This is a genomic window from Kitasatospora sp. NPDC085895 (assembly GCF_040702125.1).
Taxonomy (GTDB): Bacteria; Actinomycetota; Actinomycetes; order Streptomycetales; family Streptomycetaceae; genus Kitasatospora; species Kitasatospora arboriphila.
Genome location: NZ_JBFBJY010000009.1, coordinates 42388 through 67514, shown reverse-complemented (window position 1 = coordinate 67514; position 25127 = coordinate 42388). Strand labels below are relative to the sequence as shown.

Sequence of the window (25127 nt, the reverse complement as noted above, 5' to 3'; positions counted from 1 at the left end):
CGGATCGGCCGGAGGGAGTGCTCGCGGTCACGCCTCCACGGGTACGGCGACCTCGCCGGTGCGGCGGAGCTTCTGCCAGCGCAGGCGGCCACCGGTCACCGCGGTGATCGCGGACTGCAGCAGGACGATGTACATCAGCTGCCGGTAGACCAGCTGCTGGGTCGGCAGGCTGATCAGGTGCCAGGGCTTCTCGCGGTCGAGCTTGAAGGCGTACCAGGACAGCACGGCTTGGATCATCAGGAAGCCGCCGAAGCTGGTGAGGGTCAGCCGGGCGTCCGCGAAGAACACGCCGTACAGCAGGAAGATGTCGACGAGCGGTGCCAGCAGCGGGGCGACCACGCCGAACATCACCACGAGCGGCAGTCCGAGGCGGCCGAAGCGTCCGGCCGGCCCGCCGGCGGTGACGGCGCGGCGGTGCTTCCACATCGCCTGCATCGAGCCGTAGCTCCAGCGGTACCGCTGGGACCAGAGCTGCTGGATGCTGGCGGGGGCCTCGGTCCAGGCTCGGGCGCGCTCGGCGTAGACGACCCGCCAGCCTTCGCAGAGCACCGCCATGGTGATGTCGGTGTCCTCGGCGAGGGTGTCGTCGCTCATCCCGCCGACCGCCTGCAGGGCCTCCTTGCGGAAGGCGCCGACCGCGCCGGGGATGGTCGGGATGATGCCGAGCATGTCGTACATCCGGCGGTCCAGGTTGTGGCCGAGGACGTACTCGATGTGCTGCCAGGAGCCGATCAGGGTGTCGCGGTTGCCGACCTTGGCGTTGCCGGAGACGGCGCCGATCCCCGGGTCGGCGAAGGGCTGGACCAGTTCGCGGACGGTGGACGGCTCGAAGACGGTGTCGCCGTCCATCATCACGACGATGTCGTACGAGGCGGCCGCGATGCCGGTGTTGAGCGCGCTGGACTTGCCGCCGTTGACCTTGCGGATGAGCCGGACGAACGGCAGGTCCATCTCCTCGACGATGTCCGCGGTGCCGTCCGAGGAGCCGTCGTCGATGACGATGACCTCGATCGGGTAGTCACTGGCGGCCAGCGAGTTGAGGGTGTTGGCGATGCACTCGCGCTCGTTGTAGGCCGGGACGAGCACGGTGACCGGTTCGGTGACGGGATCGCCCCAGAGGTCCGGCCGCTTGCTGCGGCGGGCGTGGATCGGGGCGAGGACCAGCATCAGCGCGAACCGGCCGAAGTTCAGGAAGCCGACCACGGCCAGCATCGCGATCAGTACCGGCAGGGTCTTCACTCCGAGCTGGGTGGCCCAGATGTAGCCCTTGCCCGCCCACAGCTGGAAGCCGTGCACCGGCGTGGTGGCGCTGGAGGCGCCGAGCGCCTCGGTGATGGTGGCGAAGCGGTAGCCGTCGGCCTGCAGCTTGTCGATGAGCACGCCGAGCGCCTCGACGGTCTGGGAGCGGTCGCCACCGGCGTCGTGCAGCAGGATCAGCTCGCCCGCACCGGGCTTGGCCGGCACCGCCTCCTTGACGATCGCGTCCACGCCCGGACGCTTCCAGTCGTCGGTGTCGTGGTCGATGAAGGCGGTGACGTAGCCCTGGGCACCCAGGTACTTGATGACCGGGTAGCTCCAGTCGTCCAGTGCGGCCGAGTTGGAGGAGTACGGCGGGCGGAACAGCGAGCTGTGCACGCCCGCGACGCCGGCCAGTGCCAGCTGGGTCTGGGCCATCTCCCAGCTGATCCGGGCGTGCGACTGGAACGCCAGGTCGGGGTGGGTGAAGCTGTGCAGGCCGATCTCGTGGCCGCCCGCCACGATCTTCCGGATCAGGTCCGGGTTGCGGGCGGTCATGGCGCCGGTCACGAAGAAGTCCGCGTGGACGTGGCGGGACTCCAGGATCTCCAGGATCTTCGGCGTCCACTCCGCCGAGGGGCCGTCGTCGAAGCTGAGCACCACGGTGCGGTCCGGGATGCGGTAGCTCACCGGGTCGTCGTTGCGGTCGCCGCGCGCGTCGATGACCGGGCCGCCCTTGAGCAGGTTCGTCGGCACGGTCGTCTGGTCGGCCGAGTCGGCGATCCGGGCGTCGTGGAACACCTCGTTGGTGGCCAGGCCGCGCAGGACGATGAGCAGGAGCAGGCACGCCAGCAGGGACAGCGGCATGAAGAAGCGCAACGGCGGCGCGGCCAGTCGGCGCGGCCTCCGCAGGGACTGCCGGCGGCGCTGGTGGCGGGACATTGGCGCTCCTGGAGATGGGTGGTGCGGCGGTTCAGGGGTGCTCGGGCTACAGGCCCGAGCGGGAGGGTGTACCGGGCGGCGACGTCGGCGGCCGGCCGAAGCCCCGCAGCATCCGGCCACGCGGACCGGACCGGTCGACGAACACCGGTGCGGGAGCGGCCTCTTCGAAGCTTGACTCGCGCACGTCAGGCTGTGGCGGGTGCGCCGATCCGCGTTCGAGGAACGAGATGGCTGGGCGCACCGGGCGACGCCTTTCGTGCAGGGTACGTGGACCGCGGGAGCGTAGTAGCGAACGTTAGTGCACCGGGCTGAATCGAATTGAGTTCGATGGGTGGATTTGGCCTGATCTGGCGGGGGGTTGTAATCGGATCGAGATGCCGGTCGGTGCATGCCGGAACGTGGGCGTGCGCGCACCCTTCCCGACCTCGGACTCCCTCCCTCCGGTTCCTGCCGGGCGCCCACCGGAGGGGTGTTCGCGTCCCGTTAGGATGACCCCCTCATCCGATCAGTGCGCACGTGCGACCGGCACGCCCCAAGGAGCCCGCGTGAGTCAGCCCCGCCGCACCCCTCGCCACCGCGCGTGGAGCGTGCTCGCCCTCCCGACCCTGCTGTGCGTGCTCACCGCCTGTTCGAGCGGCCCGGCGTCCGGTGGCGGCGACGGTGACGGCACGACGGCGAAGGGCGGGTCGGTGACCAGCGCCTCGCCGACCCCGACCGGCCCACCGGGAACCCTGTTCGACAACTTCCACTACACCGGTCCCACCGACCCCGCGCTCACCGCCCACGGCTGGGAGATCCGCACCGGCGAGGGCGGCCCCGGGATCAAGGACACCTGGTCCGACGCCGGTGCGAGCTTCCCCGACGACGCCACCGCCCAGGGCAAGCGGACCCTCCAGCTGCAGGCGTCCACCGACGGCACCCAGAAGGGCACCAAGCAGGCCGAGATCCAGAGCACCGGCGCCAAGCTCTTCAACGGCACCTACGCAGCCCGGGTCTACCTCAGCGACAAGCCGGCCGGCGGCAAGAACGGCGACCACGTCGTCCAGTCCTACTTCCCGATCTCCCCCCAGGACGACTCGGCGAACTACAGCGAGCTCGACTACGAGTACATGACGAACGGCGGCTGGGGCACGCCCGGTCCGCAGCTCGACACCACCAGCTGGTTCAAGGCAGACCCGCCGGACCGGGTCACCAAGCCCCACAAGCAGCGTCTCGGCGGCTGGCACATCATGATGGTCACCTCCGTGGACGGGAAGGCCACCTACTCCATGGACGGCAAGGAGCTGTTCACCAGCTCCGGCAAGTACGTCCCGCGCGAGAAGATGGACGTCCACTTCAGCAACTGGTTCATCGACCTGCTGCCGTCCCTCGGCGGACAGCGCACCTGGAACCTGAAGATCAACTGGTTCTACTACAAGGACGCCGAGGCCGTCTCCTACGCCGACGTCCAGAAGACCGTGGACGGCTTCTACAGCGCCGGCACCGACTTCGTGGACACCCTGCCGAAGTCCTGACCCCGGCCCCACGGCGAAGGGCGGGCCGGCCCCCGGCCCGCCCTTCGCCGTGGGGCCCGGTGGCCCGCGGCCGCAGCGAGGTGTTTCCGCGACGAAGCCGGACGGACGCACCGGTGACCCGGGAGTGCCGGTGGCGGCGATGGCCAGCACGACGAGGAGTTCGTCGGTGACCTCCGGGGGCAGGTGGACCTTGTCCTCGTCGTCGAGGTCGAGGTGGCCTTCCCCGTCGGGTGCGGCGAGGACGGAGCGGGAGCGGCTGACGAGGTGGCGCAGGACCCGGAACTGGTCGGGGCCGTGCGGGCCTGCAGGGTTTCGAGGTAGAGGCGGACCTGCTCGGCCTTGCTGGGGGCGGCACCTGCTGTCGACGCCTCCCAGGAGAAGCCGGATCAGCGTCGTCGGACGGGACCGTGCTGCCGCGCGGCATGTGGCGCCCGAACTTGCCGGCCCCGACCCCCGGCCGCCGGGCGCAGGCCCTCGCGGACCGACTGGGCAGGCGCGGACGAGCGGGGCGGTGCTGCAGGGCGTGGTGGACCGGGCCCCGGGCGAGCCCCCGGCGGGAGGCCAGGGGATGCGGAGGGCCTGGCCGGGGAGGATGAGGTCGGGGTGTCGCCGATGGTGTCCTGGTCGGCCTCGTACAGAGCGGGCCAGCCGCCGGCCACCTGCTGCGCCTGGGCGATGCCGTTGAGGGTGTCGCCGTCCTGGACCACGACCGTCGCCGAGTCGCCCGGGGCGGTGGCCGTGTCCGGCTCGGCAACGGCCGCGCTCTGGCCGGTGGCCGGCTGAGAGGCGGTCGGCTGCAGGTGGTGGGCTGCTGCGCGGCTGCGCAGTTCCTTCCGGCCGTGAGGTGTGTTCCGCCGGATTTCCATGGCGTGAAGGGAACGCGTGATGGCCGGCCGTCACTCCTGCGGGTGACTCCTGCAATGCCACCAAACCCCGGCCGGCCCCGCGCCGAACGCTCCTGTGACAGCGAACGCACAGCGCGCCGGGCTGGCAGCAGTGGCTCCGGGCCGAGTGTGCGGCGCGCCGTCCCGTTCCGTCCGTGCCGTTCCTTTTGAGGAGTCCACTCTCGTGTCCACCACGTCCCGCAGCAGGTTTTTCGCCGTCCTCGTTGCCGCCGGCGCCCTCGCGCTCGGCCTGAGCGCCTGCGGCAGCGGGGCAAGCTCCAGCAGCAACGCCGCTGCAGGCGGCACCTCGGCCGCACCCCCGCGGGCCGTGCCGACCGCCGCCGCGAGTCCCGCCATGGCCGCGGCCCGCCCGTTCGGCGCCGCGTGCTCGGCCGTCCCCAAGGACGGCGCCGGCTCCTTCGCCGGCATGGCCCAGGACCCGGTCGCCACCGCCGCCTCCCACAACCCGCTGCTGTCCACCCTCGTCACCGCCGTCACCAAGGCCGGCCTGGTCGACACCCTGAACTCGGCGCAGAACATCACCGTGTTCGCCCCGACCAACGACGCCTTCGCCAAACTGCCGAAGAAGGACCTGGATGCCGTCCTCGCCGACAAGGACAAGCTCACCAAGATCCTCACCTACCACGTCGCCCCCGAGCGCCTTGCCCCCGTGGACCTGGCGGGTGATCACAAGACCCTGGAAGGTGGCACCGTGACCGTCACCGGCGCCGACGAGGACTTCACCGCGAACGGCAACGCCAAGGTCCTGTGCGGCAACGTCCAGACCGCCAACGCCACCGTCTACATCGTCGACACCGTCCTCATGCCCGCCTCCTGACCCGCCCGAGAGCGTGCAGCCCCGGCTCTCCTCCGGTACTCCCGGCCGGGGCTGCACTTCCACGGCCCCGGTGACCGTGATGTCCGTGCCCGGTTCCCCCGGCGCCGGCACCAGGGTCCGGACCTCGCTCCCGGGGCGCGCGTCCATGATCCGTCCGACGTCCCGGCGCCGATCAGGAGGTGACTTCCCGTGAAGCGGAGCCGCACGGTGACCCCGGCCCTCGACGTGCTGCACACCCCCGACAGCCCGCAGGCCGTGGTGCTCCTGCTCCACGGCGGTCGCGCCGACAGCCTCGCCCCGCCGACGCGCCTTAACCTGCCGGGGCGCCGGATGAACCCGTTCGCCCGGGCGCTGCGCTGCCAACTGCCGGGCGACGTCGTTCTGATCGCGCGGGTCCGCTACCGGTACCGCGGCTGGAACCGGCCCGCGGCGCACCCGGTGCAGGACGCGCGCCGCGCCCTGGAGGAGCTGACCGACCTGGCGCCGGGGCTGCCGGTCGCCCTGATCGGCCACTCGATGGGCGGCCGGGCGGCGATGGCCGCGGCCGGACATCCCGCGGTGCGGGGCGTGGTCGCGCTCGCACCGTGGTGCCCGCCGGGCGAACCCGTCGCCCACCTGGCCGGACGGAGCCTGGTGATCCTCCACGACGAGCGCGACACCGTCACCTCGGCGGCGCAGTCCTGGGATCTCGCCCGCCGTGCCGCCACTGCCGACGCGCGCGTCGGCACCGTCGCGATGCCGCGCGGCGGACACGCGATGCTGCGTGACGCCCGCGGCTGGCACCGGCTCACGGTGGACGCGGTCGCGGCGGTGCTCACCGGCACACCGCTGGTGCTCGCCTCCGCGACACCTGTCGGCCCGTACCGCCGTGCGCCCTACTGGCAGAACCAGCACGGCATGCGGCACCGTCCGGCGGCGCAGGAAGACCCCGCCGCCGGCGGCGGTTTCGGGCCGACGATCCGCGGCACCGACAGCACTTCGCCGCGTTGAGGCCGCACCGTGCGGCAGCGGCCCCACCGCATGGCCCCACCCGGTACGGCATCCGCGGTGGTCGGCTGGTGGCGATACTCCGGGGAGGTGGGCCTGCCGCGGGGGTACGGCTGCACCGATGGGCCCCCGATTTCGGGGAGCGCAGAGACGGAGACACATCCCGGTGCTGTCCGCCAGGAGCGCACGAGGTGCTCCGCCGGCACCCTGCTGCTGCTCGCCGACGTTCCGGGTTGAGCAGGCGGCCGCTTCTCAGCCGGATCCCGACCGTGCCGCGGTAGCACGCCGGCGGCGCCGTTCCGGGGTGGGTCAGGTGAGGGGGAGCAGGAGGACGGGGTCGGTGGTCGGCTGCGGCGAGCCGGTTGCGGGTTCCTGGGAGAGCGCGAGGGCGCGGGCGCCGTCGATGCCGGAGGGCAGCAGCAGGGTGCCGTCGGAGGTGTGGAGGAGGCCGGCGGGGCGGGGCGCGCCGCCGTTGTCGAGCCACAGTTCCCAGGCGCGGCCGGCGGGCAGCGGCGGCAGGTCGGTGGCGAGGAACGCGGCCCGGTCGCGTTGGCGTGACCAGACGGCGGTGCCGCTGCCGCTGCCGTCGCCGGTGGGGACGGTGGCACTGCGGACGTCCGGCGCGGTGAGCAGCGCACCGAATTCGGCGAGTTCCGTGCGCAGTTGTGTGGTCCTGCTCTCGGCCCGTTGCGCCTGGTCGTGCTGGTGGACGGCGAGGCCGCCGAAGACGGCGGTGAGGGCGAGGCAGGCGGCCAGGGCGAGGCGTGCGGCGGTGCGTCCGGGCCGGCTGCGGACGCGTCGGGGCAGCAGCCGGTCGGCGACGGTGCGCGGCGGGAGCTGCCGGATGCGGGGGAGGGCGGCCATCGCGCGGTCCTCCATGCCGGGCGGCGGCGCGGTGGCGGCGGCGAGGCCGAGGCGGGCGAGGGTGGCGGCGAAACCGGCGACCTCGGTGCGGCAGGGCCGGCACTGGGCGAGGTGGCGGTCGAAGGCGGCGCGTTCGGCTTCGCCGAGGGCGTGCAGGGCGTACGCGCCGGACAGGGTGTGCAGGTCGGCGGTGTCGTTCACGGGCGCACCCCCAGGCAGTCGCGCAGCCGGACCAGGCCGTCGCGCATCCGGGTCTTGACCGTGCTCAGCGGCGCGTGCACCAGGTCGGCCACCTCCTGGTAGGTCAGGCCGCGGTAGTAGGCGAGGGTCAGCGACTGGCGCTGCAGGCCGGTCAGCGCGGTGAGGCAGCGGCGCAGACGTTCGTGCTCCAGGCGGTCCTCGACGGGCTTCGGCGACCTCGTCGAAGGCGGTGGTGTGCTCGTGGGCCGCGGCGCGCTCCTCGCGGGCGGCGGCGCTCTGCGCCTGGCGCACCCGGTCGACCGCGCGGCGGTGGGCCATGGTCATCACCCAGGGAACGACGGCGCCGCGCTCCGGCCGGTAGCGGGCCGCGCGCTGCCACACCTCCAGCATGACCTCCTGCGTGACCTCCTCGGACTGGGCCGGGTCGCGCAGTATCCGCAGGACGATTCCGAAGACCGGCCCGAGCAGGGCCCGGTACACCTTCCGGTATGCGTCCTGGTCGCCCACGGCGACCTCGGCCATCAGGGCCTCCAGCCGGGGCCCGTCGGTGCGGGCCGTGGTGGCCCGGGCGGCCTCGTTCACGGTGTGGACCCGGCCGCAGCCCGCCGCCCCGATCGGGGGTGAGAGCGGCAGCGGGGCGGGTCGGGGTGGCGGGGCTTCACGATCGGGCCTTTCGGGTCGCCGGTGGGGCTGTAGGGACCTGTGCGCCCTCGTTGTTGGTTCGTTCCCCGAGTGGCTGCGGACGGGTCCGGGCCGCAGAACGTAGGCCGTCCGAGTGTCGAAAATTCAAGCGAAAGAAATGGGGCGATCTTCCCGTCCAGGCATCGTCCGCGTGCGAATCAAGGTCATGGAACACCGCCCGGCCCGGGCGTCGACCACTCGGCGTCCGGTGAGGAACCCTCAGGAAGGAGGTGCGGGACGATGACTGCCACGCGCACCAGGCGCTCGCTGGCGACCGCCGCGGCCGGCGTGGTCCTCGCCGGCGGCGCCACCGTGGCCACCTCGGCCACGACCGCCTCGGCCACCACGACCGCGTCCGCCACGTCCTCGGTCACGCACGACAAGGAGTGCCGCTGGTACCCGGCGCACTGGGAGCACAAGCTCGTCCACGGGCACTGGCAGAAGGTCTGGCACCACGGGTACTGGAAGAACGTCTGGCACCCGGGCTGGTGGGACGCCCACCACCACTGGCACCACGGCTACTGGCACAAGATGTGGCAGAAGGCGGGCTGGGAGTGGAAGTGGATTCCCACCCACTGGGAGAACGTCTGGGTCCCGGCCGGCTGGTACTGCCGCTGACGACACCCGCACGCCCATGCCATCGGCGGGCCCGGTGCCGCCCGGCGCCGGGCCCGCCCCGTCCTCGACAGCCCGCGGGCCAGTGAACCCAGGACCTGAACCATGAACACCGCTCTTCTCCCGCCGCCCGCACCCGCCCCGGCACAGCCGCCCCTGCTGGAATGGACCGTGGCCTTCGGTGACGCCGACCGGTGCGTGGCCGAGGTCCGGGCCGGCGCCCGCGCCTTCCTGACCCGCGCTCACCTTCCCGGGCCGCTGCGCGAGGACGCCCTGGTGTGATCAGCGAACTCGTCACCAACACCGTGCGTCACACGCACGCCCCGGGAAGCCTCCGTCTCGCCCACGGCCCGTCCGGCCTCGACGTCGACGTCAGCGACACCAGCCGCGTCCTGCCGCAACCCCGCCTCGCCGACCCAGGTACCGCCCTCGGCGGCCGCGGACTCGCCCTGGTCGCAGCCCTCTGCGACAGCGTCTCGGTCACCCTGGACGCGGCCAGCGGGAAGACCGTACACGCCCACCTCGCCCCGCTCCCGCCGCCGTCCCGCCCGCCCGCGGCCCGGCCGCCCGGCGTCGCCCGCCCGTGGTAGGACGGCGCCTCCGGCACGCGGGAAGACGCAGCCCGCCGACCCTTCCCGGGACCGTCCGCGGCCCGCCGTTCAGCTCCGCTGGCGCGGCCCGGCCGTCGCGGGCCACGGGGCGGGCCGTCCGCCAGTGCGTCGGACTGGATCGGCGAACGGTCCCGCCCCGGACCGCCCGGCCATCGCCCTCCGGCGGCGCCGGGCAGTAGGGGTTCGCCGCCGCAGGCGACGAGGACGGCTGCCGACAGCCAGAAGTCCCCCGATCGGACCAGCACATCCACCCTCGACGGTCCTGCGGCCCCGATGACGGCCCGTCGGCACAGCCGTTCCCCCGACCCTCGGCCCGGCGCGCCGGCGATGCCCACCCATCCGGCCCCGACCACACCTCCGAATGCCAGGTGTGAACACACCCGACGAGCACCTGACCGACAGCCAGCGCCCGCCGCGCACCCGCGCCCGGCCCCTGGCCCGGTCCGCTGCCGCCGGTGCGACCGGACTGGCCGCGGCCGGCCTCGCCGTCGCAGTGGGCGAGATCACCGCGGCGTTCACCGGCCCCGGCAGTGCCCCGGTGATCGCAGTCGGCTCCGCAGCGATCGACCTCACACCCACCCCGCTGAAGGAATACGCAATCCGCACCTTCGGCACCCACGACAAGACCGTGCTGCTGACCGGGATCTACACGACGATGGCGCTGCTCGCCGTCGCAGCCGGCCTGCTGGGCCGTCAGCGGCCCGCCGCCGGCGCGGCCGTCGTCGCCGCCTTCGGAGGCGTGGGGGTGTGGGCCGCCCTCTCCCGGCCGACGGCCCGCCCCAGCGACACCCTCCCGTCCGTCGCCGCCGCAATCGTCGGCGCCGCCGCCCTGTGGTGGCTGGCCCGCCTGCTGCGGGCCGCAGCCCAAGCACCCGCCTCGCCCGCGCCGGACGCCACCGTGCCCACCCCCGGCCCCGCGCCCGATGCCGCTCCCCCCGCCGACCGTACTGCCGCCCCCGCCGCCCGCCCGGCCCGTCGCACCGTCCTGGCCGCCACCGGCGCCACCGCCGCCGTTGCCGCCCTCGCAGCCGTCGGCGGCCGCCGCCTCGCCGACAGCCGAGGCGACATCACCGGCGCCCGCGCCGCCGTCCGACTGCCCGCCCCCGCCGTCCCCGCCCGGCCCCTGCCCGCCGGCGTCCAGCCGGCCGTGCCGGGCCTCACCACCTTCACCACACCGAACACCGCCTTCTACCGCGTCGACACCGCCCTCACCCTGCCGAAGATCGATCCCCGCGACTGGTCCCTGCGGATCCACGGCCTGGTCGACCACCCCACCGTCGTCACCCTCGACGAACTGCTCCGCCAGCCCCTGGAGGAGATGGACTACACCCTGACCTGCGTCTCCAACGAGGTCGGCGGCACCTACGCCGGCACCGCCCGCTGGCTCGGCGCCTCCCTGCCCGCACTGCTGCGCCGGGTCGGCGTCCGGCCCGGAGCGGACCAACTCATCGCCCGCTCCCGGGACGGCATGACCATCGGCACGCCGCTGGAGTCCGTCCTCGACGGCCGCCGGGCCCTGCTGGCGGTGGGCATGAACGGCGAGGCGCTGCCGATCGCGCACGGCTTCCCCTGCCGGTCCTTGGTGCCGGGCCTCTACGGCTACACCTCCGCCACCAAGTGGCTCGTCGAGCTGGAGGTCACCCGCTTCGCCGCCTTCGACCCGTACTGGGTGCGCCGCGGCTGGGACCGCACCGGCGAGGTCAAGACCGCCTCCCGGATCGAGGTTCCCGCGCCGTTCGCCCGGGTGCCGCGCGGCGACGTGCAGCTGGCCGGCACCGCGTGGGCGACCCACCGCGGCATCGCCGCCGTCGAGGTCCGCGTCGACGGCGGGCCGTGGCAGCAGGCCGGCCTCGCCGCCGACGCCGGGCCGGACCTGTGGCGCCAGTGGTCGCATAGCTGGCACACGGCCGCACCCGGCACCCACCGCATCGAGGTCCGCGCCACCGACACACTCGGCCGCACCCAGCCCGAAACCCGCACGCCCCCCTTTCCGTCCGGTTCGACGGGCTGGCACAGCACCGTCGTCACCGTCACCTGACACACCACCACGACCACCTCAGGAGCACACCATGTCCCGTCTCTCCCGACCCAAGTCGTTCGCCGTCCTGCTGGCCGCGGGCTCGCTCGCCCTCGGCGCGAGCGCGTGCAGCAGCGGCGGCGGATCCACCGCCGCCCCGGCCGCGTCGACGGCCGCCTCAGCCCCGTCCAGCTCCGCCTCCCCGGGCACGGGCGGAGCCTCGCCGACGTCCCAGCCGTTCGGCGCGGCCTGCTCCGCCGTCCCCGCCGACGGCGCCGGCAGCTTCGCCGGCATGGCCCAGGACCCGGTCGCCACCGCCGCCTCGAACAACCCGGTGCTGTCCACCCTCGTCACCGCCGTCACCCAGGCGGGCCTGGTCGACACGCTCAACTCGGCGAAGGACATCACGGTGTTCGCCCCCACCAACGACGCCTTCGCCAAGATCCCGAAAGCCGACCTGGACGCCCTCCTGGCCGACAAAGCCAAGCTCACCAAGGTCCTCACCTACCACGTCGTCCCCGAACGGCTCGCCCCCGCCACCCTGCCCGGCGACCACGAGACCCTCGAAGGCGGCACGGTGACCGTCACCGGCTCAGGCGAGGACTACACCGTCAACGGCAACTCCAAGGTGCTGTGCGGGAACGTGCAGACCGCCAACGCCACCGTCTACATCGTCGACACGGTCCTCATGCCCCCGTCCTGAGAACGCTCTGCGCGGCCCGGGGACCCACCCCGCCCCGTGCCCGGCCGGAACCGGCGCCGGGCCGGCCACCGGCACGGCAAGTCGCCGCCGGCGGACGCAGCCGTAGCCTCGGGAACGGAGACGCCGCTGCTGTTCCCTCTCCTCCGGCCCGGCCGCCCTGCCCCCTACGATGACGCGGCCGAGGAACGCGGTCAGCTCGTTGGCTGCGCGCGCCGGCGGCGACACGTTCGAGGACGGCTTCGGCGCCCGCCCCCTCATCGCCCTGCGCCGTATCCTGCCCGACCGGGCTTTCGACGCCCTCGTCTCCCGCGCGGTGGGCATGCCCCGCTGAGCACCCTCGGAAGGCTCCCCGTGCACGAAGTGCTGCTCGATCTCCTGAAGTGTTCGAATGGCCACGCCCCCGGGGTGCCTCCCAAACTCGCGAACATCTGCTGTCAGAACTCCCCCTCTTGAACGAAGCCAGGCGGGCGGGGGAGCAGTCCGGCGCGCGGTGCGCCGGCGCGGGTGAAGGGGCCGGATCGTGGGCGTTGCTGTCGAGGGGGAGTGGTTCAACGAGTTCGGGTCCCGGCTGCAGCTGGCCGCGGCTTCGGGCGGGGTGCTGACGGGTGTCTTCGAGCCGGGTGCCGGAGCGGTGGCCCGGCGGGAGCTGGTGGGGCGGTTCGACGTGTGCCCGACGGTGCCGGTCATCGCGTTGGGGGGGCGGTGGTTTGGCGGGACGAGCACGGCAGTGCCGCGTCGGTGACGAGTTGGAGCGGCCAGTACTTCCCCGGCGAGGAGCGGATCGTGGCCGGCTGGCTGTTCACCACGGTGACCGAGCCGGGGGATGCGTGGAAGGCCACGGCCGTCGGCCGGGACACCTTCCGGCGCGCACCGTAGGTATCACACTGCGGCCGCGCACCGGGCGGCCGCAGCGGCGGCCGGCGGGTCCGGTCGGCGTCCTCGTCCCACTCGCCCAGGGCGCGGCGCAGCGCGTCCGCCGCGTTCGCCTGCAGCAGTTGCTCCAGCGCCGCGCCCAGGTGCCGGGACAACTGGCGGGCCCGGCGGACGAGCCGGCGCGCGGCGCTGCGGGCGCGTCTTGCGGGGGAGTCGGGGCTCTGGCCGGATGAGATGGTCATACCAGGAAAAACCGTGCCACCGCGGTGGCGGACACGGCCGGGCTGGTGAGGCTTCCGTGGCGGGTTCCGGGCGTGTCGATGGCCGTCACCCGTGCGCCTGCAGGTCGGCGGCTGTGGTGCCGGGTCGGAAGCCGGGATGCACAGGGCCCGGGGGCAACCGGTCCGGGCCCGCGGCTCAGGCCGCGCGGGACAGCGATCCGCCCGCCCCCGGCTGGGGGTGGGCACCACACGGGGCAGCCGTCCCAAAGCCGGAGCGTCGGGCGGCTGCGACTGCGCCGTGTGAATCCGCGTCAGGACGTCACGGGTTCCGTCCGGGCGGCGCATGGCCGGCGGGGTTCTGGTTCTGGGTGTCCTGCGTCAGTCCGCCGCCGGTGCAGCTGGGCTGCTGGCCAGCCGGTTGCTGGCCGCCGGCACCGTCCAGTACGGCCCGATCAACCCGGCCGGCCCGGCCGAGCTGTTCGTCAACGGCAAGGCCCTCTGAACCACCCGCACCCCCGCGCTAGCCCCCGGCCCGACTCCGCGGCCGGAGCCGCCGCCCTCGCACGTGCAGCTACGCCGCGACGTCGGCCCGCTGCTGCCGCGCCCGGAGCCCACCGGCCGCGGGCACGCGGTCGGTGTTCATCCGGCACAGGGCTGGAAGGACGCACCGATGACCCGGGGGGCGGTACAGGTGCGCAAGCGGACCGGACCGGCAGCCGGTCCCAACTCGTCAACGCCGGCCACCCCGCCCGCTGCGGCTGCGCGACGGTGCGGTCGGCGAGGTGAGGCTGAACGCCGACATGCCCGTCGGCCTCGACATCCTGGGGCCGCCGTACCGGGTGCAGAAGCTGGACCTGCGCCCGGGCGACCGCCTGCTGCTGCACACCGACGGCGTGCAGGAACGCGCCGGAAAGCCGTCGACCTGCCCGCACTGATCCTGGAGACGGCCGGCGAGCACCGCCGGGAGGTCGTGCCCGCCCTGACCGCCGCCGTCACCGAAGCCGGCGACGGCCCCCGCCACCTGGCGGACGACGCGACCGTGCTGCGCCTGGACCGGTACGGCCCCCGCCCCGCCGGCCGCGCCGCCAGTGCCGGGGCGGACACCTGACCCGGCCGCTCCCGCCGACTCGGGCGCAGCCCGGAGACTCTTGGGGCCCGCCGAGCGACGCCGTCCGGGCACCGGTTCCACGGCGATTGCCGGATCGACTGTTCCACCTTCCCGTGCCGGGGTAAGCGCACGCCGGAAGCAGAACCGTGCGGACCCCGATCCGTGGACGGCGGTGATTCGGATGACGGCACCCACCTCCTCCCTCGGCCGCCGGCCGGGGGAGACCGCAGGCGGCGGCGAGCGGATGTTCGGTCTGCGTCTGGAACACGATCCGCGCGCGGCGGCGACCGCCCGCCACGCGGCCCGCCCGGTGCTCAGCGCATGGGGACTGGACGACGACCAGCTCTACGACACCCTGCTGGTCCTCTCCGAGCTCGTCACCAACGCCGTCACCCACGGTCGGCCCCCCGCGGTCCTGCACCTGCACGCCGCCCAGGACAGCCCGGGTCAGGTCCAGGTCCACGTCAGCGACGGAGGACCGCAGGGCGCCCCGGCCGGCTGGGCCGCCGACCGGCCCGCCGACGAACGCGGCCGCGGCGCCTCGATCGTCGCCGCGCTCGCCGACAGCACCGGAATCACCGACCGCACCGGAACGCTGATCGACCATTGGGCCGACATCCCCGCCGCCTGAACCACCGCCGCCTGAACCACCGTCGGCCGACCCGTCGGCGGACTGCCCCGGCGAGGTGCGGGGGCTGCAGGCCGATCCGTCGCCATCTCCCCAGTGGGCCGCCGTCCCCAGCGGGTTCTTCACGAGCCTCCCTCCTCGCGTGCGGGGCCGCAGCGCATCGCACACGTCGCGAAGCGGTCCGGCCGTTACCCGCTCTGCCCGGCATCCTGGCCACGCCGGCATCCTGGCCACGCCGGCATCCTGGCCACGCCGGCATCCTGGCCACGCCGGCACCGGGACCCATGGCGCTGCAGGCCGGTGATCTCGAATAATCCGGGGCATGCCCTCTCTCGTCCCGCCCACCGTTCCGATCGGCTTCCTCTCGGCGCGGCCCCAACCCGCCTTGGACGCCGGGGGCGGCGCGCACCTGCGGCCGTGGGTTCCCGGCGACGCCCGGGCGGTGATGGGTGCCTATCAGGATGCCGAGATCGAGCGCTGGCACGTGCGCCGGGCGGATTCGGTCGCCGAGGCAGAGGAGTGGATCGAGGGATGGCGCGGCGGATGGGCAGCCGAGACGGAGGCGAGCTGGGCAGTGGTCGACTCCGCGAGTGACGTCCTGCTGGGCCGCGCCGCCCTCAAGGCACTCGACCTCGCGGACGGCACCGCACAGGTCGCCTACTGGACCGTTCCGGCCGCACGGGGGCGCGGCGTCGCTCCACGCGCCGTCGAAGCCATGGCTGCCTGGGCGTTCGACACGGTCGGCTTCCAGCGACTCGACCTCGAACACGCGGTGGGCAACACGGCGTCGTGCCGGGTGGCCGACAAGGCCGGTTTCCCGCTGGAGAGCGTCCGCCGCAGCGCCTGGCTCCAGACGGACGGACGGCACGACGCGCACGTGCACGCACGCCTCCGGTCGAACTGATCCCCCAGGAGGAGAACCGTGAGGAACCCGCTGGCAGTAGCTGTGGTGCAGCCCGTCTGGGCGGGACCCGACGTCCTCGCCAACGCCGAGCGACACGCGCAGGCCATCGAGGAGTCCGAGGCGCGACTCCTGGTCTTTCCCGAACTCTCGCTCACGGGATACGACCTGGAGGCCCAGCCGCTCGCCGTGGACGACAGCCGCCTGCGGCCGATCACGGAGGCCTGCCGCTCGACCGGCGCCGTGGCACTGGTCGGTGCACCGGTGCGTGACCCGGACGGCCGGGAGTACATCGCCACCCCGGCCGTCACCGGCGAGGACACGACGCCGGCCTACCGGAAGATGCACCTGCACGGGCCCGAGTCCGACCGCTTCACCCCCGGCGCGGAACCGGTGGTGCTCACCGTCGACGGATGGAGGCTGGGGCTGGCCTCTGCTACGACGCCGCCGTTCCCCAGCACGCCGCGGACACGGCAGCGCTCGGCATCGACGCCTATGTCGCCGGCACCGTCTACGGCCCCGGGCCCGCCTCTTCGGCCGCCGCGACTCCCACATGCGTGAGCGCGCCCTCGCCCACGGCACCTGGGTCGTCCTCGCCACGGCCGCCGGTACCAGCGGTTCCTTCCCGCAGACCTCCGGCGGCTCGGGCATCTGGACCCCGGACCTCTGCGGCAGCCCCGCCGACACTGACGAGGATCGACCCGGCCGGCGCTGCCCACGCCGAAGCGGCGCTGCTCGCCGCCTTCGGCCTGGACGGGGGGCCGGGCGGTGAGACCGGCCCCGGCCGAGCGGGTCGTGCCGGGACGGGGTCTACGGGGTACGCCTGGCGGGGAGAGCCCGTCAGATCGGGGTGACCGGAGGTACGCCGCAGCGTGCGCCCGTTTCCGGACGGGTGGTCAGGACGGTCAGGCAGGCACGGCGCCGGCCTCGGTGAGCAGCGAGCGGAGGGCGGCGGTGTCCGGGGTGTCGGCGAGGACGGCGTCGAGGGCGTCGTCCATGTGCTCCTCCCAGATGTCGGGCAGCGCGAGTCCCGGTCGTCCCGACCAGGCGACGTCCGGGGTGGCCTGGCCCGCGGCGACGAGGTGCAGCATGACCATGCCGGCGAGGGCGTCGAAGAGCCTGGGCCGGACGAAGTTGCGGGCGGACGCCCCGGTCAGCCGACCCGCCTGCGCCGGCTTGGGCATCCGGTCTGCGATCGCCGTCCACAGCAGGCCCCGGTCGACGGCGTCCAGCACCTCGTACAGGTCCGGGAGTTCCTCGTGCATCGTACCGTCGGCGTCCCGCTGCCGGGGTACCGCGCCTTCCGCGCCGCTCTCCGCCGAGCGGAGCGCCCGCGCCACCGCGAGCCGCAGCGGCCGGGACCAGCCCAGGGCATCCGCGACGGCACGGGCCTTGACGAGATCGTCCCAGCTCAGCCGCCGGAGCCGGGCGGCCTCCGGCGGCAGCGTGCACCTCTCCAGCGCGGTGAACACCCCGTCCGGGTCGCGCAACAGAGAGAGCGCGGCCCGCTCGTCGGCCGGCCCGCCGGTCCGCTCGTCGGCCGGGAGTGCCACGATCAGCGCGAGACGTTCGGCGTTCAGAGGGTGGGAGTCGTATCGGTGGGGCCGGGGCGGGCGCTGTCCGGCGCCGAGCGCGGTGAGCTGATCCCCGGTCCGGGCGGCGAGCAAGCGCCGGAAGCCGCCGTGGAGCTCGCCTGCCGGCGGCAGTGCGCCCAGCGGCTCGCCCATGGCGGCGTAGGTCTTCTGGTAGTGGTTGTGCGCGGCGCCGAGCACCGGAACGGCGCGCAGGGCGCCGGCCATGGCGTCGCGACCGGCGTGCCGGGCAGCCACCTGATCGGCGGCCAGCTCCTGCCGTCGCGCCACGGACTGCGAGGCGTTGAGGAACATCTTGGCGTAGCCGACGTACAGGGACCCGACCGCGTGGTGCAGCCAGGTGCCGCCGTTGCCGAACACCTCCACAGTGTGCAACACCGCTGTCCGTCCGCGCATCGTCACGCCGCCGAGCCGGGTGTCCAGGTTGCCGTAGTGCCCGAACTCGTGGGCGAGGACGGCACGTAGTTGCGCGACGGTCAACCCGGCGAGCAGCGGAGCGCCCAGCAGCATGCGGCGCCGTCCGGGCAGCAGCCCCAGCAGACGGCTGTGCTCGGAGACCCCGGCCTCGACCTCGGCCGTCAGGTAGAGCTCGTCCGGCGGCCGTTCGCCCGTCGCCTCGGCGGCGGACCGGACCTGTTCCCACAGCTCGGGCTGGTCCTGCGGAGCGACAGCCACCGCGTCGAGCACCGGGCCCGGGCGCCCGGCCCGGACCGAGACGACCATGCCCCGCAGAATGCCCAGCGCGATCACAACGGTGGCGGTCAGGGCCATGCCCTCCATCCAGGCCGCCCGCTCGGTGAACAGCTTCGTCAGCAGCAGCCAGTCGAGGACGGCCATCGCCGCCAGAAGCGTCACACCTATCAGGTGGAAGCCCGCCAACAGGACGATCGCACGGACGGCACGCAGCCGAAACGACATCAGAAGATCCCCCGCACAGGGCCGGGCCGGTTCGGATCGGTCCCGGCGACAACGCTGCCGGAGCATATCCTTCCGGTTCGCCGCTCCCGCACAGGGCCACCCCTGTGACCATGCAGAGCCCCGCTCAGGTCAGTCGTTGGCGATGTCGAGGACTGCGGGTGACGCACAGCGCGGTCTGGCGCTCATCCGACGGCGTAGTTCCCCCACCGCTCGGGCGGGGTGTGCCGGCCGACAGGGGCGGCGGGGACGAAGGGCATACGGCAGGCCTGCCACGCAGGAAAGACAGAATCTGCGGGCGCGTCAACGCGTCGGATGCGGTGCCGCGTTGCCGCGCAGGGCGGGGGCTGTTTGCGGCCTGACAGTCAGCCCCGATCGAGGCAAGACCTCTCACTCCAAAGGGGCCGTTCGCTTCGCGGCAATGGACGCTCCCTCCGGTTCGAGGGCCACCAGCGAGAGCCTCGTCCTGAGCGAGCCGAGCCCGGCACCTTGGAATTCAGCGACCACAACGGGACGCCGCTGTTCACTGTTGCCGACAGCCGGGCGGCGAAGGTGCGCTGGTCGCCTACCGGCGGCGGTGGTCGTTGGGTGCCAGGCGCGGCCCGAACCGTGGTGCGCGGACGCCGAGGGTGCGGATGAGGCGGCAGACGCGGTGGCGGTGGCCGGCGTAGGGGGCGAGGAGTTCGAGCATCTCCTCGTCGGTGCCGCGGGCCTTCCCGGCGAGGGCCCAGACGACGGTGTCGGGCAGGTGGAGGTCGCCCACGGAGACCGCGTCCGGGTCGCCGTTGCAGCGCTGCAGGGTCTCGGCGGCGGTCCACGGCCCGATGCCGGGCACGTGCATCAGCCGGGCCGCCGCCTCGGTGCCGGGCATGGCGGAGGCCTCCTCCAGGCGGGGCGCGAGCCGTACCGCGCGGAGGATCGTCCCGGTGCGCTTCGCGTCGACCCCGGCGCGGTGCCAGGACCATGAGGGCACGAGTGCCCATTCCCGTGCCGACGGCGGGACCACGAGCCCGAGTTCGGCGCAGGGCCCGGGCGCCGGAGTTCCGTGACGGCGCAGCAGGTACCGCCAGGCGCGGTGCGCCTCGGTCACGGTGACCTTCTGCTCCAGGACGGACGGCACGAGCGAGTCCATCACCAGCCCGCTCGCGCCCAGGCGCAGCCCGGGGTTGCGGCGTTGGACGTCCCGCAGCTTCCCCGGCGGCAGCACCAGTCCGTCCGGTCGGTCGTTCGCGCCGAGCATCGCCGGGAGTTGCTCCAGCAGCCAGTCCGCGCCCGGCCCCCACGCGGTCGCGGCGACGGCGCCCTCGGCCGGTCGGGCCGCGATCCGCAGCGTCCCCGGGCCGGCCGGGGTGCGCGACGCCCGCCACACGGTGCCCGCCTGCACGAGGATCGTCGGATCGCCGGCTCCGCGGCGCAGCGGCACGACCACCGCGGGCAGGTCGAGCGGGTACGGCGGGCACCAGGTGCGCGATCGTGCTGCGCCGTCCACCGCTCTCACCGCCATGCCCGTGTCGTTCGACGCCGCCGTGGTCCGGCGGCACCGGGGCACCGTACGCGACCAGTCTGACAGTGTCCGCCGAGCCGTCGAGGTTCCGGTGCCGCCGGCGATCGGCCTGCCGGGCCGCGGTGGCCCGGGTCGGCTGTGTCCTGCTCGTCGCGCGACGATTCGGCGACACGCTGAATTCGAACTAGCGTTCTACGAAAATTTGTTCGATCCTATGCCTGTGGAGACGACGCTCAGCGCCCCGGCGGCCCGGCTCCAGCCGTCCCGGCCGGGACCGCTGGTGCCCGTCCTGCCCGCCCTCCACGACCTCCTGCCCGAACGGGGCCTGCGCCCCGGCACCGTCGTCTCCGTCGGCGGGGACACCTCGCTGATGCTCGCCCTCGCAGCCGCCGCCACCACCGCCGGCACCTGGTGCGCAGCCGTCGGCCTGCAGTGCCTCGGCCTGGTCGCCGCCGCCGAGCTCGGCGTCGCCCTCGACCGCCTCCTGCTCGCCGAGAACCCGGGGGAGCGCTGGCCCGAGGTCGCCGCCGCCCTCGCCGACGCGGTCGGCATCATGCTGCTGCGCCCGACCGGCACCGTCGCCGGCCCGCTCGCCGCACGGCTGCCGGCGGTGGCGCGGCGCACCGGCTGCGCGCTGGTGGTGGCCGGCCCGTGGCCGGGCGCCCAGGTGCGCCTGGACGTGGTCGACCGGTCGTGGGTCGGGGTGGGACAGGGCCGCGGCCGGCTCCGCGCGCGGCGGATCACCGTCGCCTCCGGTGGGCGGGGCGCCGCCGCCGTCGGACGGCAGGCGCAGCTGTGGCTGCCGGACGCGGACGGTGCGATCCGCCGCGCCGGACCCGCCCACCGCGCGGCCGGGGTACCGGCTCAGGCCCGGCACGCGGCGGCCGAGCGCGGCCCGCTGGCGGTGGTGTGATGGCCGCGGACCCCGAGAGCGCGGACGCGGCGCGGGCGCCGCGCGTGCTGGTGGTGTGGTGCCCGGACTGGCCGGTGACCACCGTCCTCGGCACCGACCTGGACCCGGACCGGGCGGCGGCCGTGGTCGAACACGGCCGGCTGCTGGCCGCCACCGACGCGGCCCGGGCGGCCGGCGCCCGCCGCGGCCAGAAGGTCCGCACCGCGCAGTCCACCGTCGCCGGCCTCGAACTCCACGACCGCGACCTCGACGCGGAGGCCCGCCTGTTCGAGCAGGTCGCCCACACCGTCGCCGGCCTCGCCCCGCACCTGGAAGTGCTGCGCCCCGGGATCTGCGCGATCCCCGCGCGCGGTCCGGCCCGCTTCCACGGCGGCGAGGACCGCCTGGTGGAGAAGGTCATCGACGCGGTGGAGGCGGCCGGCTTCGAGTGCCGGGTCGGCATCGCCGACGGCCTGCCCGCGGCCCGGCTCGCCGCCCGATCCCACCGGGTGGTGCCGCCGGGGGAGAGCGCCCGCTTCCTGGCGGGGTTCCCGGTCGGCGAGCTCGCGGACGGGAAGCTCGCCGACCTGCTGGTGCGGCTCGGCCTACCGACGATCGGTCAGTTCGCCGCCCTGCCCACCGGATCGGTCGCCGACCGGTTCGGCCCGGCCGGCGTCGCCGCGCACCGCGCCGCCCGCGGACTGGAGGCCCGCCCGGTCGTCGCCCGCCCACCGGGCCTCGACCTGACCGCCGAGGAACGCTTCGAGGAACCCCACCTGCTCGCGGAACCCCTGGTCTTCGCCGCCCGCGTCCTCGCCGAACGCCTCCACACCGGCCTCGCCGCCGCCGGCCTGGCCTGCCGGCGGTTCGAAGTGGAGGTCCGTTGCGCGGACGGCACCGTCGCCTCCCGCGCCTGGCGCCACGAAGGCGCCCTCTCGACCGGTGCGGTCGCCGAACGCGTCCGCTGGCAGCTCCAGGCCTGGCAGCACCGAGCCCTGTTCTCCGCGGTGGCCGGCGGCGCGGTCGCACTGCGCCTGGTGCCGGACGGCCTGGTCGCCGACCCGGGCCGGCAGCTGTCCCTGCTGGACGGCGACCGGGAGGCCACCGACCGCGTCGAACGGGCCGTCGCCCGCGTCCAGGCGATCCTCGGCCACACCGGCCTCGTCACCGTCGAGCTCGCCGGCGGCCGCGCCCCCGCCGATCGGGTGGTGCGCACCCCGTGGGGCGACGCGCACCAGGAGCGGCGCGCCGACGGGCCGTGGCCCGGGCGCCTGCCCGCCCCGTCGCCCGCCTACGTGCCGCCCGCTCCCGTGCCGGTGCGGCTGCTGGACGCCGACGGACAGGAAGTCCAGGTGACCGCCCGCGCGGAGGCCCTCGCGCCGCCCGCCCGCCTGGTCCTCGGCGGCCGGACGGCCGAGGTGACCGGCTGGGCCGGGCCGTGGCCGGCGACCGAACGCTGGTGGGACACCGCCGACGCCCGCCGCACCGCCCGCCTGCAGGTCACGCTCGCCGACGGCCGTGCCTTACTGCTCGCCGTCGAGGGCGGCCGCTGGCGCGTCGAAGGCGCCTACGACGGCTGAGCAACCGGCGGCCCCGGATCCGATGCCCCCGAGCACCACCTGGAAAGACATGGGATTCACCAACCACCCCACCACGCCGTGGCGCGAACCGGAGCGCCGCATGGCCGGCGGCCGCGCCGTCCCCGGCGGGGGAGGGGTCATCCCCTTCCCCGGCCCAGCCGCGTCCACGCCGCCCCGGACGGAGCCGAGGAGACCCGGCCCCGGCTGGGCCGAGCTCCACGTCCACACCTCCTACTCCTTCCTCGACGGCGCCTCCGACCCGGCCGACCTGGTCGCCGAGGCCGTCCGCCACGGCACCGAGGCCCTCGCCGTCACCGACCACGACGGCCTCTACGCCGCAGCCGTCCTCGCCGACGAGGCCCGCAAGGCCGGCATCGCCACCGTGTTCGGCGCCGAACTCACCCTCGGCGCCACCGGCGAACCCACCGGAACCCCCGACCAGGACGGCGAGCACCTCCTCGTCCTCGCCCGAGGCCCCGAGGGCTACCGACGGCTGTCCGGGACGATCGGCGACGCCCACCTCGCCGGCGCCGGAAAGCACCGACCCGTCTACGACACCGTCCGCCTCCCCGACGCCGCCGACGGACACTGGGCGATCCTCACCGGCTGCCGCAAGGGCGCCGTCCGCCGCGCCCTCGAGACCGAAGGACCCGCCGCCGCGGAGCGGGAACTGCGCGCACTCGCCGACCGGCACGGCCACGCCAACGTGTTCGTGGAACTGACGGACCACCGGGTGCCCGGCGACGACGACCGCAACGACGCCCTCGCCGACCTCGCCCACCGCACCGGCCTCACGCTGATCGCGTCCACCGCCGCCCACCACGCCGCCCCCGCCCAGACCCGCCTCGCCCAGACCCTCGCCGCCCTGCGCCAGCGCCGCACCCTCGCCGACGCCGAGCCCCACCTCGCCGCCGCCGGCACCGCCCACCTGCGCTCACCCGCCGAGATGGCCGCCCGCCTCACCCCCTGGCCCGGCGTCCAGCAGAACACCGTCGACCTCGCCCACGCCTGCGCCTTCGACTTCCGCGCCCTCGACCCCGAACTCCCCGGCTTCCCCGTCCCCGACGGCCACACCGAAGCCGGCTGGCTGCGCCGGCTCACCCTGGAGGCGGCCCGGCGCCGCTTCGACCCCTCGAACGCCAGGGCGCGCCGGCAGGTCGACCACGAGCTGACGGTGATCGAGCAGCTCGGCATGGCCGGCTACTTCCTGATCGTCCACGACATCGTCGACTTCTGCCGCCGCGCCGACATCTGGTGCCAGGGCCGCGGCTCCGCCGCCAACTCCGCCGTCTGCTACGCCCTCGGCATCACGAGCGTCGACCCGGTCCACTACGGCCTGCTGTTCGAACGCTTCCTCAGCCCCGAACGCGACGGCCCGCCCGACATCGACCTCGACGTCGAGCACCGCCGCCGCGAGGAGGCGATCCAGTACGTGTACGACACCTACGGCCGCGACCACGCCGCCCAGGTCGCCAACGTCATCACCTACCAGCCCCGCCTCGCCGTCCGCGACGCCGCCCGTGCCCTCGGCCACGCCACCGGCGACCTCGACCGTTTCGCCCGCGAGACCGGCTGGCACGAGATGCCGCCCGCCGACGCGGGCGTTCCCGACGACGTCCGCGAACTCGCCGGGCAACTGCGCGGCCTGCCGCGCCACCTCGGCATCCACTCCGGCGGCATGGTGCTCACCCGCCGCCCGGTCGCCGAGACCTGCCCCACCGAGTGGGCCCGGATGCCCGGCCGCTCCGTCCTGCAGTGGGACAAGGACAGCGTCGCCGCCGCCGGCCTCGTCAAGATCGACCTGCTCGGCCTCGGCATGCTCTCCGCCCTCCACGACACCTGCGACCTCGTCGCCCGGCACCACGGCGTGCGGTTCGACCTCGCCACGATCCCGCCGGACGACCCCGCGGTGTACGACATGCTCTGCCGCGCCGACACCGTCGGCGTCTTCCAGGTCGAGTCCCGCGCCCAGGCGTCCGCCCTCCCGCGGATGCGACCACGGACGTTCTACGACCTCGTCGTCCAGGTCGCCCTCATCCGGCCCGGCCCCATCCAGGGGGGCTCCGTCCACCCCTACATCCGCCGCCGCACCGGCCACGAGGAGGCCGCCGTCCCGCACCCGCTCATGGAACGCGCACTCGCCAAGACCCTCGGCGTGCCGCTCTTCCAGGAGCAGATGATGCAACTCGCCATCGACTGCGCCGGCTTCAGCCCCTCCGAGGCCGACAGGCTCCGCCGGGCCATGGGCGCCAAACGCTCCCACGAACGCGTCGCCGAACTCCGCGAACGCCTGCTCGCCGGCATGGCAGGGCGCGGCATCCCGCCCGAGGTCGCCGAGGACGTCTACGCCACGATCGACGCCTTCTCCTCCTACGGCTTCCCCGAGTCCCACGCCGCCGGCTTCGCCCTCCTCGTCTACGCGAGCGCCTGGCTCAAGCACCACCACCCGGCCGCGTTCACCTGCGCCCTGCTCGCCAACCAGCCGATGGGCTTCCACTCCCCGCTCACCCTGATCGCCGACGCCCGCCGCCACGGCGTCGACGTCCGCCCCGCCGACATCAACCTCTCCCAGGCCGGCCCCACCCTGGAGGCCGGAACCGAGCCCGACGGGCCGGCCGTCCGCCTCGGACTGGAGACCGTCCGCGGCCTCGGCACCGACCACGCCCGGGCGATCTCCGCCGGCCGCCCCTACACCGACCTCGAAGACCTCGCCCTGCGCACCGCCTGCCCGCCCCCGCGCTGGAGGCGCTCGCCACCGCCGGCGCGTTCAAGAGCCTCGGCCTGACCCGCCGCCAGGCCCTCTGGTCCGCCGGGCTGCTC

The 25127-nt window shown here is 74.4% G+C and carries 22 protein-coding genes and 2 pseudogenes; 19 read left to right on the top strand and 5 right to left on the bottom strand.

Annotated elements, in window-relative coordinates:
• Window positions 1–27 precede the first annotated feature (27 nt).
• Complete coding sequence (locus AB0442_RS08295; protein ID WP_366161561.1) at window positions 28–2178, bottom strand: glycosyltransferase; 2151 nt, start codon at window positions 2176–2178, stop codon at window positions 28–30.
• A 545-nt stretch (window positions 2179–2723) separates the two neighbouring features.
• Between AB0442_RS08295 and AB0442_RS08290 the strand changes: the two genes are divergently transcribed.
• From AB0442_RS08290 to AB0442_RS08275, 4 genes are all read left to right on the top strand, one after another.
• On the top strand, window positions 2724–3692 hold the full coding sequence (locus AB0442_RS08290; protein ID WP_366161560.1) for a glycoside hydrolase family 16 protein: 969 nt from the start codon (window positions 2724–2726) through the stop codon (window positions 3690–3692).
• 603 nt (window positions 3693–4295) lie between these two features.
• On the top strand, window positions 4296–4475 hold the full coding sequence (locus AB0442_RS08285) for a hypothetical protein (protein ID WP_366161559.1): 180 nt from the start codon (window positions 4296–4298) through the stop codon (window positions 4473–4475).
• A gap of 285 nt (window positions 4476–4760) precedes the next feature.
• A complete protein-coding gene (locus tag AB0442_RS08280; RefSeq protein WP_366161558.1) occupies window positions 4761–5414 on the top strand; it encodes a fasciclin domain-containing protein in 654 nt (217 codons plus the stop codon).
• A gap of 189 nt (window positions 5415–5603) precedes the next feature.
• Window positions 5604–6404, top strand: a complete 801-nt coding sequence (locus tag AB0442_RS08275; RefSeq protein ID WP_366161556.1) for an alpha/beta fold hydrolase — start codon at window positions 5604–5606, stop codon at window positions 6402–6404.
• Between the two features lie 306 nt (window positions 6405–6710).
• On the opposite strand, the gene AB0442_RS08270 is transcribed toward AB0442_RS08275, so the two are convergent.
• A complete protein-coding gene (locus tag AB0442_RS08270; RefSeq protein WP_366161554.1) occupies window positions 6711–7466 on the bottom strand; it encodes an anti-sigma factor in 756 nt (251 codons plus the stop codon).
• Window positions 7463–7988: pseudogene (gene sigK, locus AB0442_RS08265) on the bottom strand (ECF RNA polymerase sigma factor SigK). The gene AB0442_RS08270 and the pseudogene sigK overlap by 4 nt, the downstream one beginning before the upstream one ends.
• A gap of 399 nt (window positions 7989–8387) precedes the next feature.
• Here sigK and AB0442_RS08260 point away from each other — a divergent pair.
• The 12 genes and pseudogenes from AB0442_RS08260 to AB0442_RS08205 all read left to right on the top strand — a co-directional run bounded on the left by AB0442_RS08260 (window position 8388) and on the right by AB0442_RS08205 (window position 16385).
• The gene (locus tag AB0442_RS08260) at window positions 8388–8765 is read left to right on the top strand and encodes a hypothetical protein (protein WP_366161552.1); all 378 of its coding nucleotides are present in this window, start codon (window positions 8388–8390) and stop codon (window positions 8763–8765) included.
• A gap of 102 nt (window positions 8766–8867) precedes the next feature.
• Window positions 8868–9044, top strand: a complete 177-nt coding sequence (locus AB0442_RS08255) for a hypothetical protein (RefSeq protein WP_366161550.1) — start codon at window positions 8868–8870, stop codon at window positions 9042–9044.
• Entirely contained in the window at window positions 9041–9352 is a 312-nt protein-coding gene (locus tag AB0442_RS08250; protein WP_366161549.1) for an ATP-binding protein, read from the top strand. Before AB0442_RS08255 ends, AB0442_RS08250 begins: the two co-directional genes overlap by 4 nt.
• Window positions 9353–9743: 391 nt before the next feature.
• The gene (locus AB0442_RS08245) at window positions 9744–11411 is read left to right on the top strand and encodes a molybdopterin-dependent oxidoreductase (RefSeq protein WP_366161547.1); all 1668 of its coding nucleotides are present in this window, start codon (window positions 9744–9746) and stop codon (window positions 11409–11411) included.
• 31 nt (window positions 11412–11442) lie between these two features.
• Complete coding sequence (locus tag AB0442_RS08240; protein ID WP_366161545.1) at window positions 11443–12093, top strand: fasciclin domain-containing protein; 651 nt, start codon at window positions 11443–11445, stop codon at window positions 12091–12093.
• Between the two features lie 199 nt (window positions 12094–12292).
• Complete coding sequence (locus tag AB0442_RS08235) at window positions 12293–12424, top strand: hypothetical protein (RefSeq protein ID WP_366161543.1); 132 nt, start codon at window positions 12293–12295, stop codon at window positions 12422–12424.
• 173 nt (window positions 12425–12597) lie between these two features.
• On the top strand, window positions 12598–12969 hold the full coding sequence (locus AB0442_RS08230) for an avidin/streptavidin family protein (RefSeq protein WP_366161542.1): 372 nt from the start codon (window positions 12598–12600) through the stop codon (window positions 12967–12969).
• Window positions 12970–13530: 561 nt separating this feature from the next.
• On the top strand, window positions 13531–13689 hold the full coding sequence (locus AB0442_RS08225) for a hypothetical protein (protein WP_366161673.1): 159 nt from the start codon (window positions 13531–13533) through the stop codon (window positions 13687–13689).
• A gap of 209 nt (window positions 13690–13898) precedes the next feature.
• Window positions 13899–14295 (top strand): annotated as a pseudogene (locus AB0442_RS08220) (PP2C family protein-serine/threonine phosphatase); the annotation flags it as partial.
• 181 nt (window positions 14296–14476) lie between these two features.
• Complete coding sequence (locus AB0442_RS08215) at window positions 14477–14926, top strand: ATP-binding protein (protein ID WP_366161540.1); 450 nt, start codon at window positions 14477–14479, stop codon at window positions 14924–14926.
• Between the two features lie 319 nt (window positions 14927–15245).
• Window positions 15246–15827 carry a GNAT family N-acetyltransferase gene (locus AB0442_RS08210; protein WP_366161538.1) on the top strand — a complete coding sequence of 194 codons (582 nt, stop codon included), beginning with the start codon at window positions 15246–15248 and terminating at the stop codon, window positions 15825–15827.
• An 18-nt stretch (window positions 15828–15845) separates the two neighbouring features.
• On the top strand, window positions 15846–16385 hold the full coding sequence (locus AB0442_RS08205) for a carbon-nitrogen hydrolase family protein (RefSeq protein WP_366161537.1): 540 nt from the start codon (window positions 15846–15848) through the stop codon (window positions 16383–16385).
• 344 nt (window positions 16386–16729) lie between these two features.
• Here the strand turns inward: AB0442_RS08205 and AB0442_RS08200 are convergent, their stop codons facing one another.
• Together AB0442_RS08200 and AB0442_RS08195 are read right to left on the bottom strand one after the other, a co-directional pair.
• Complete coding sequence (locus tag AB0442_RS08200) at window positions 16730–18334, bottom strand: M48 family metallopeptidase (protein ID WP_366161535.1); 1605 nt, start codon at window positions 18332–18334, stop codon at window positions 16730–16732.
• A gap of 562 nt (window positions 18335–18896) precedes the next feature.
• The gene (locus tag AB0442_RS08195; RefSeq protein WP_366161533.1) at window positions 18897–19835 is read right to left on the bottom strand and encodes a DNA-3-methyladenine glycosylase 2 family protein; all 939 of its coding nucleotides are present in this window, start codon (window positions 19833–19835) and stop codon (window positions 18897–18899) included.
• A 220-nt stretch (window positions 19836–20055) separates the two neighbouring features.
• On the opposite strand from AB0442_RS08195, the gene AB0442_RS08190 reads away from it, so the two are divergent.
• From AB0442_RS08190 to AB0442_RS08180, 3 genes are read left to right on the top strand one after another with little or no spacing between them, the layout of a single operon-like run.
• On the top strand, window positions 20056–20748 hold the full coding sequence (locus tag AB0442_RS08190; protein ID WP_366161531.1) for a hypothetical protein: 693 nt from the start codon (window positions 20056–20058) through the stop codon (window positions 20746–20748).
• Window positions 20748–22307 carry a DNA polymerase Y family protein gene (locus AB0442_RS08185; protein WP_366161530.1) on the top strand — a complete coding sequence of 520 codons (1560 nt, stop codon included), beginning with the start codon at window positions 20748–20750 and terminating at the stop codon, window positions 22305–22307. Before AB0442_RS08190 ends, AB0442_RS08185 begins: the two co-directional genes overlap by 1 nt.
• A 49-nt stretch (window positions 22308–22356) precedes the next feature.
• Entirely contained in the window at window positions 22357–25092 is a 2736-nt protein-coding gene (locus AB0442_RS08180; protein ID WP_366161529.1) for an error-prone DNA polymerase, read from the top strand.
• The last annotated feature ends 35 nt before the right edge of the window (window positions 25093–25127 follow it).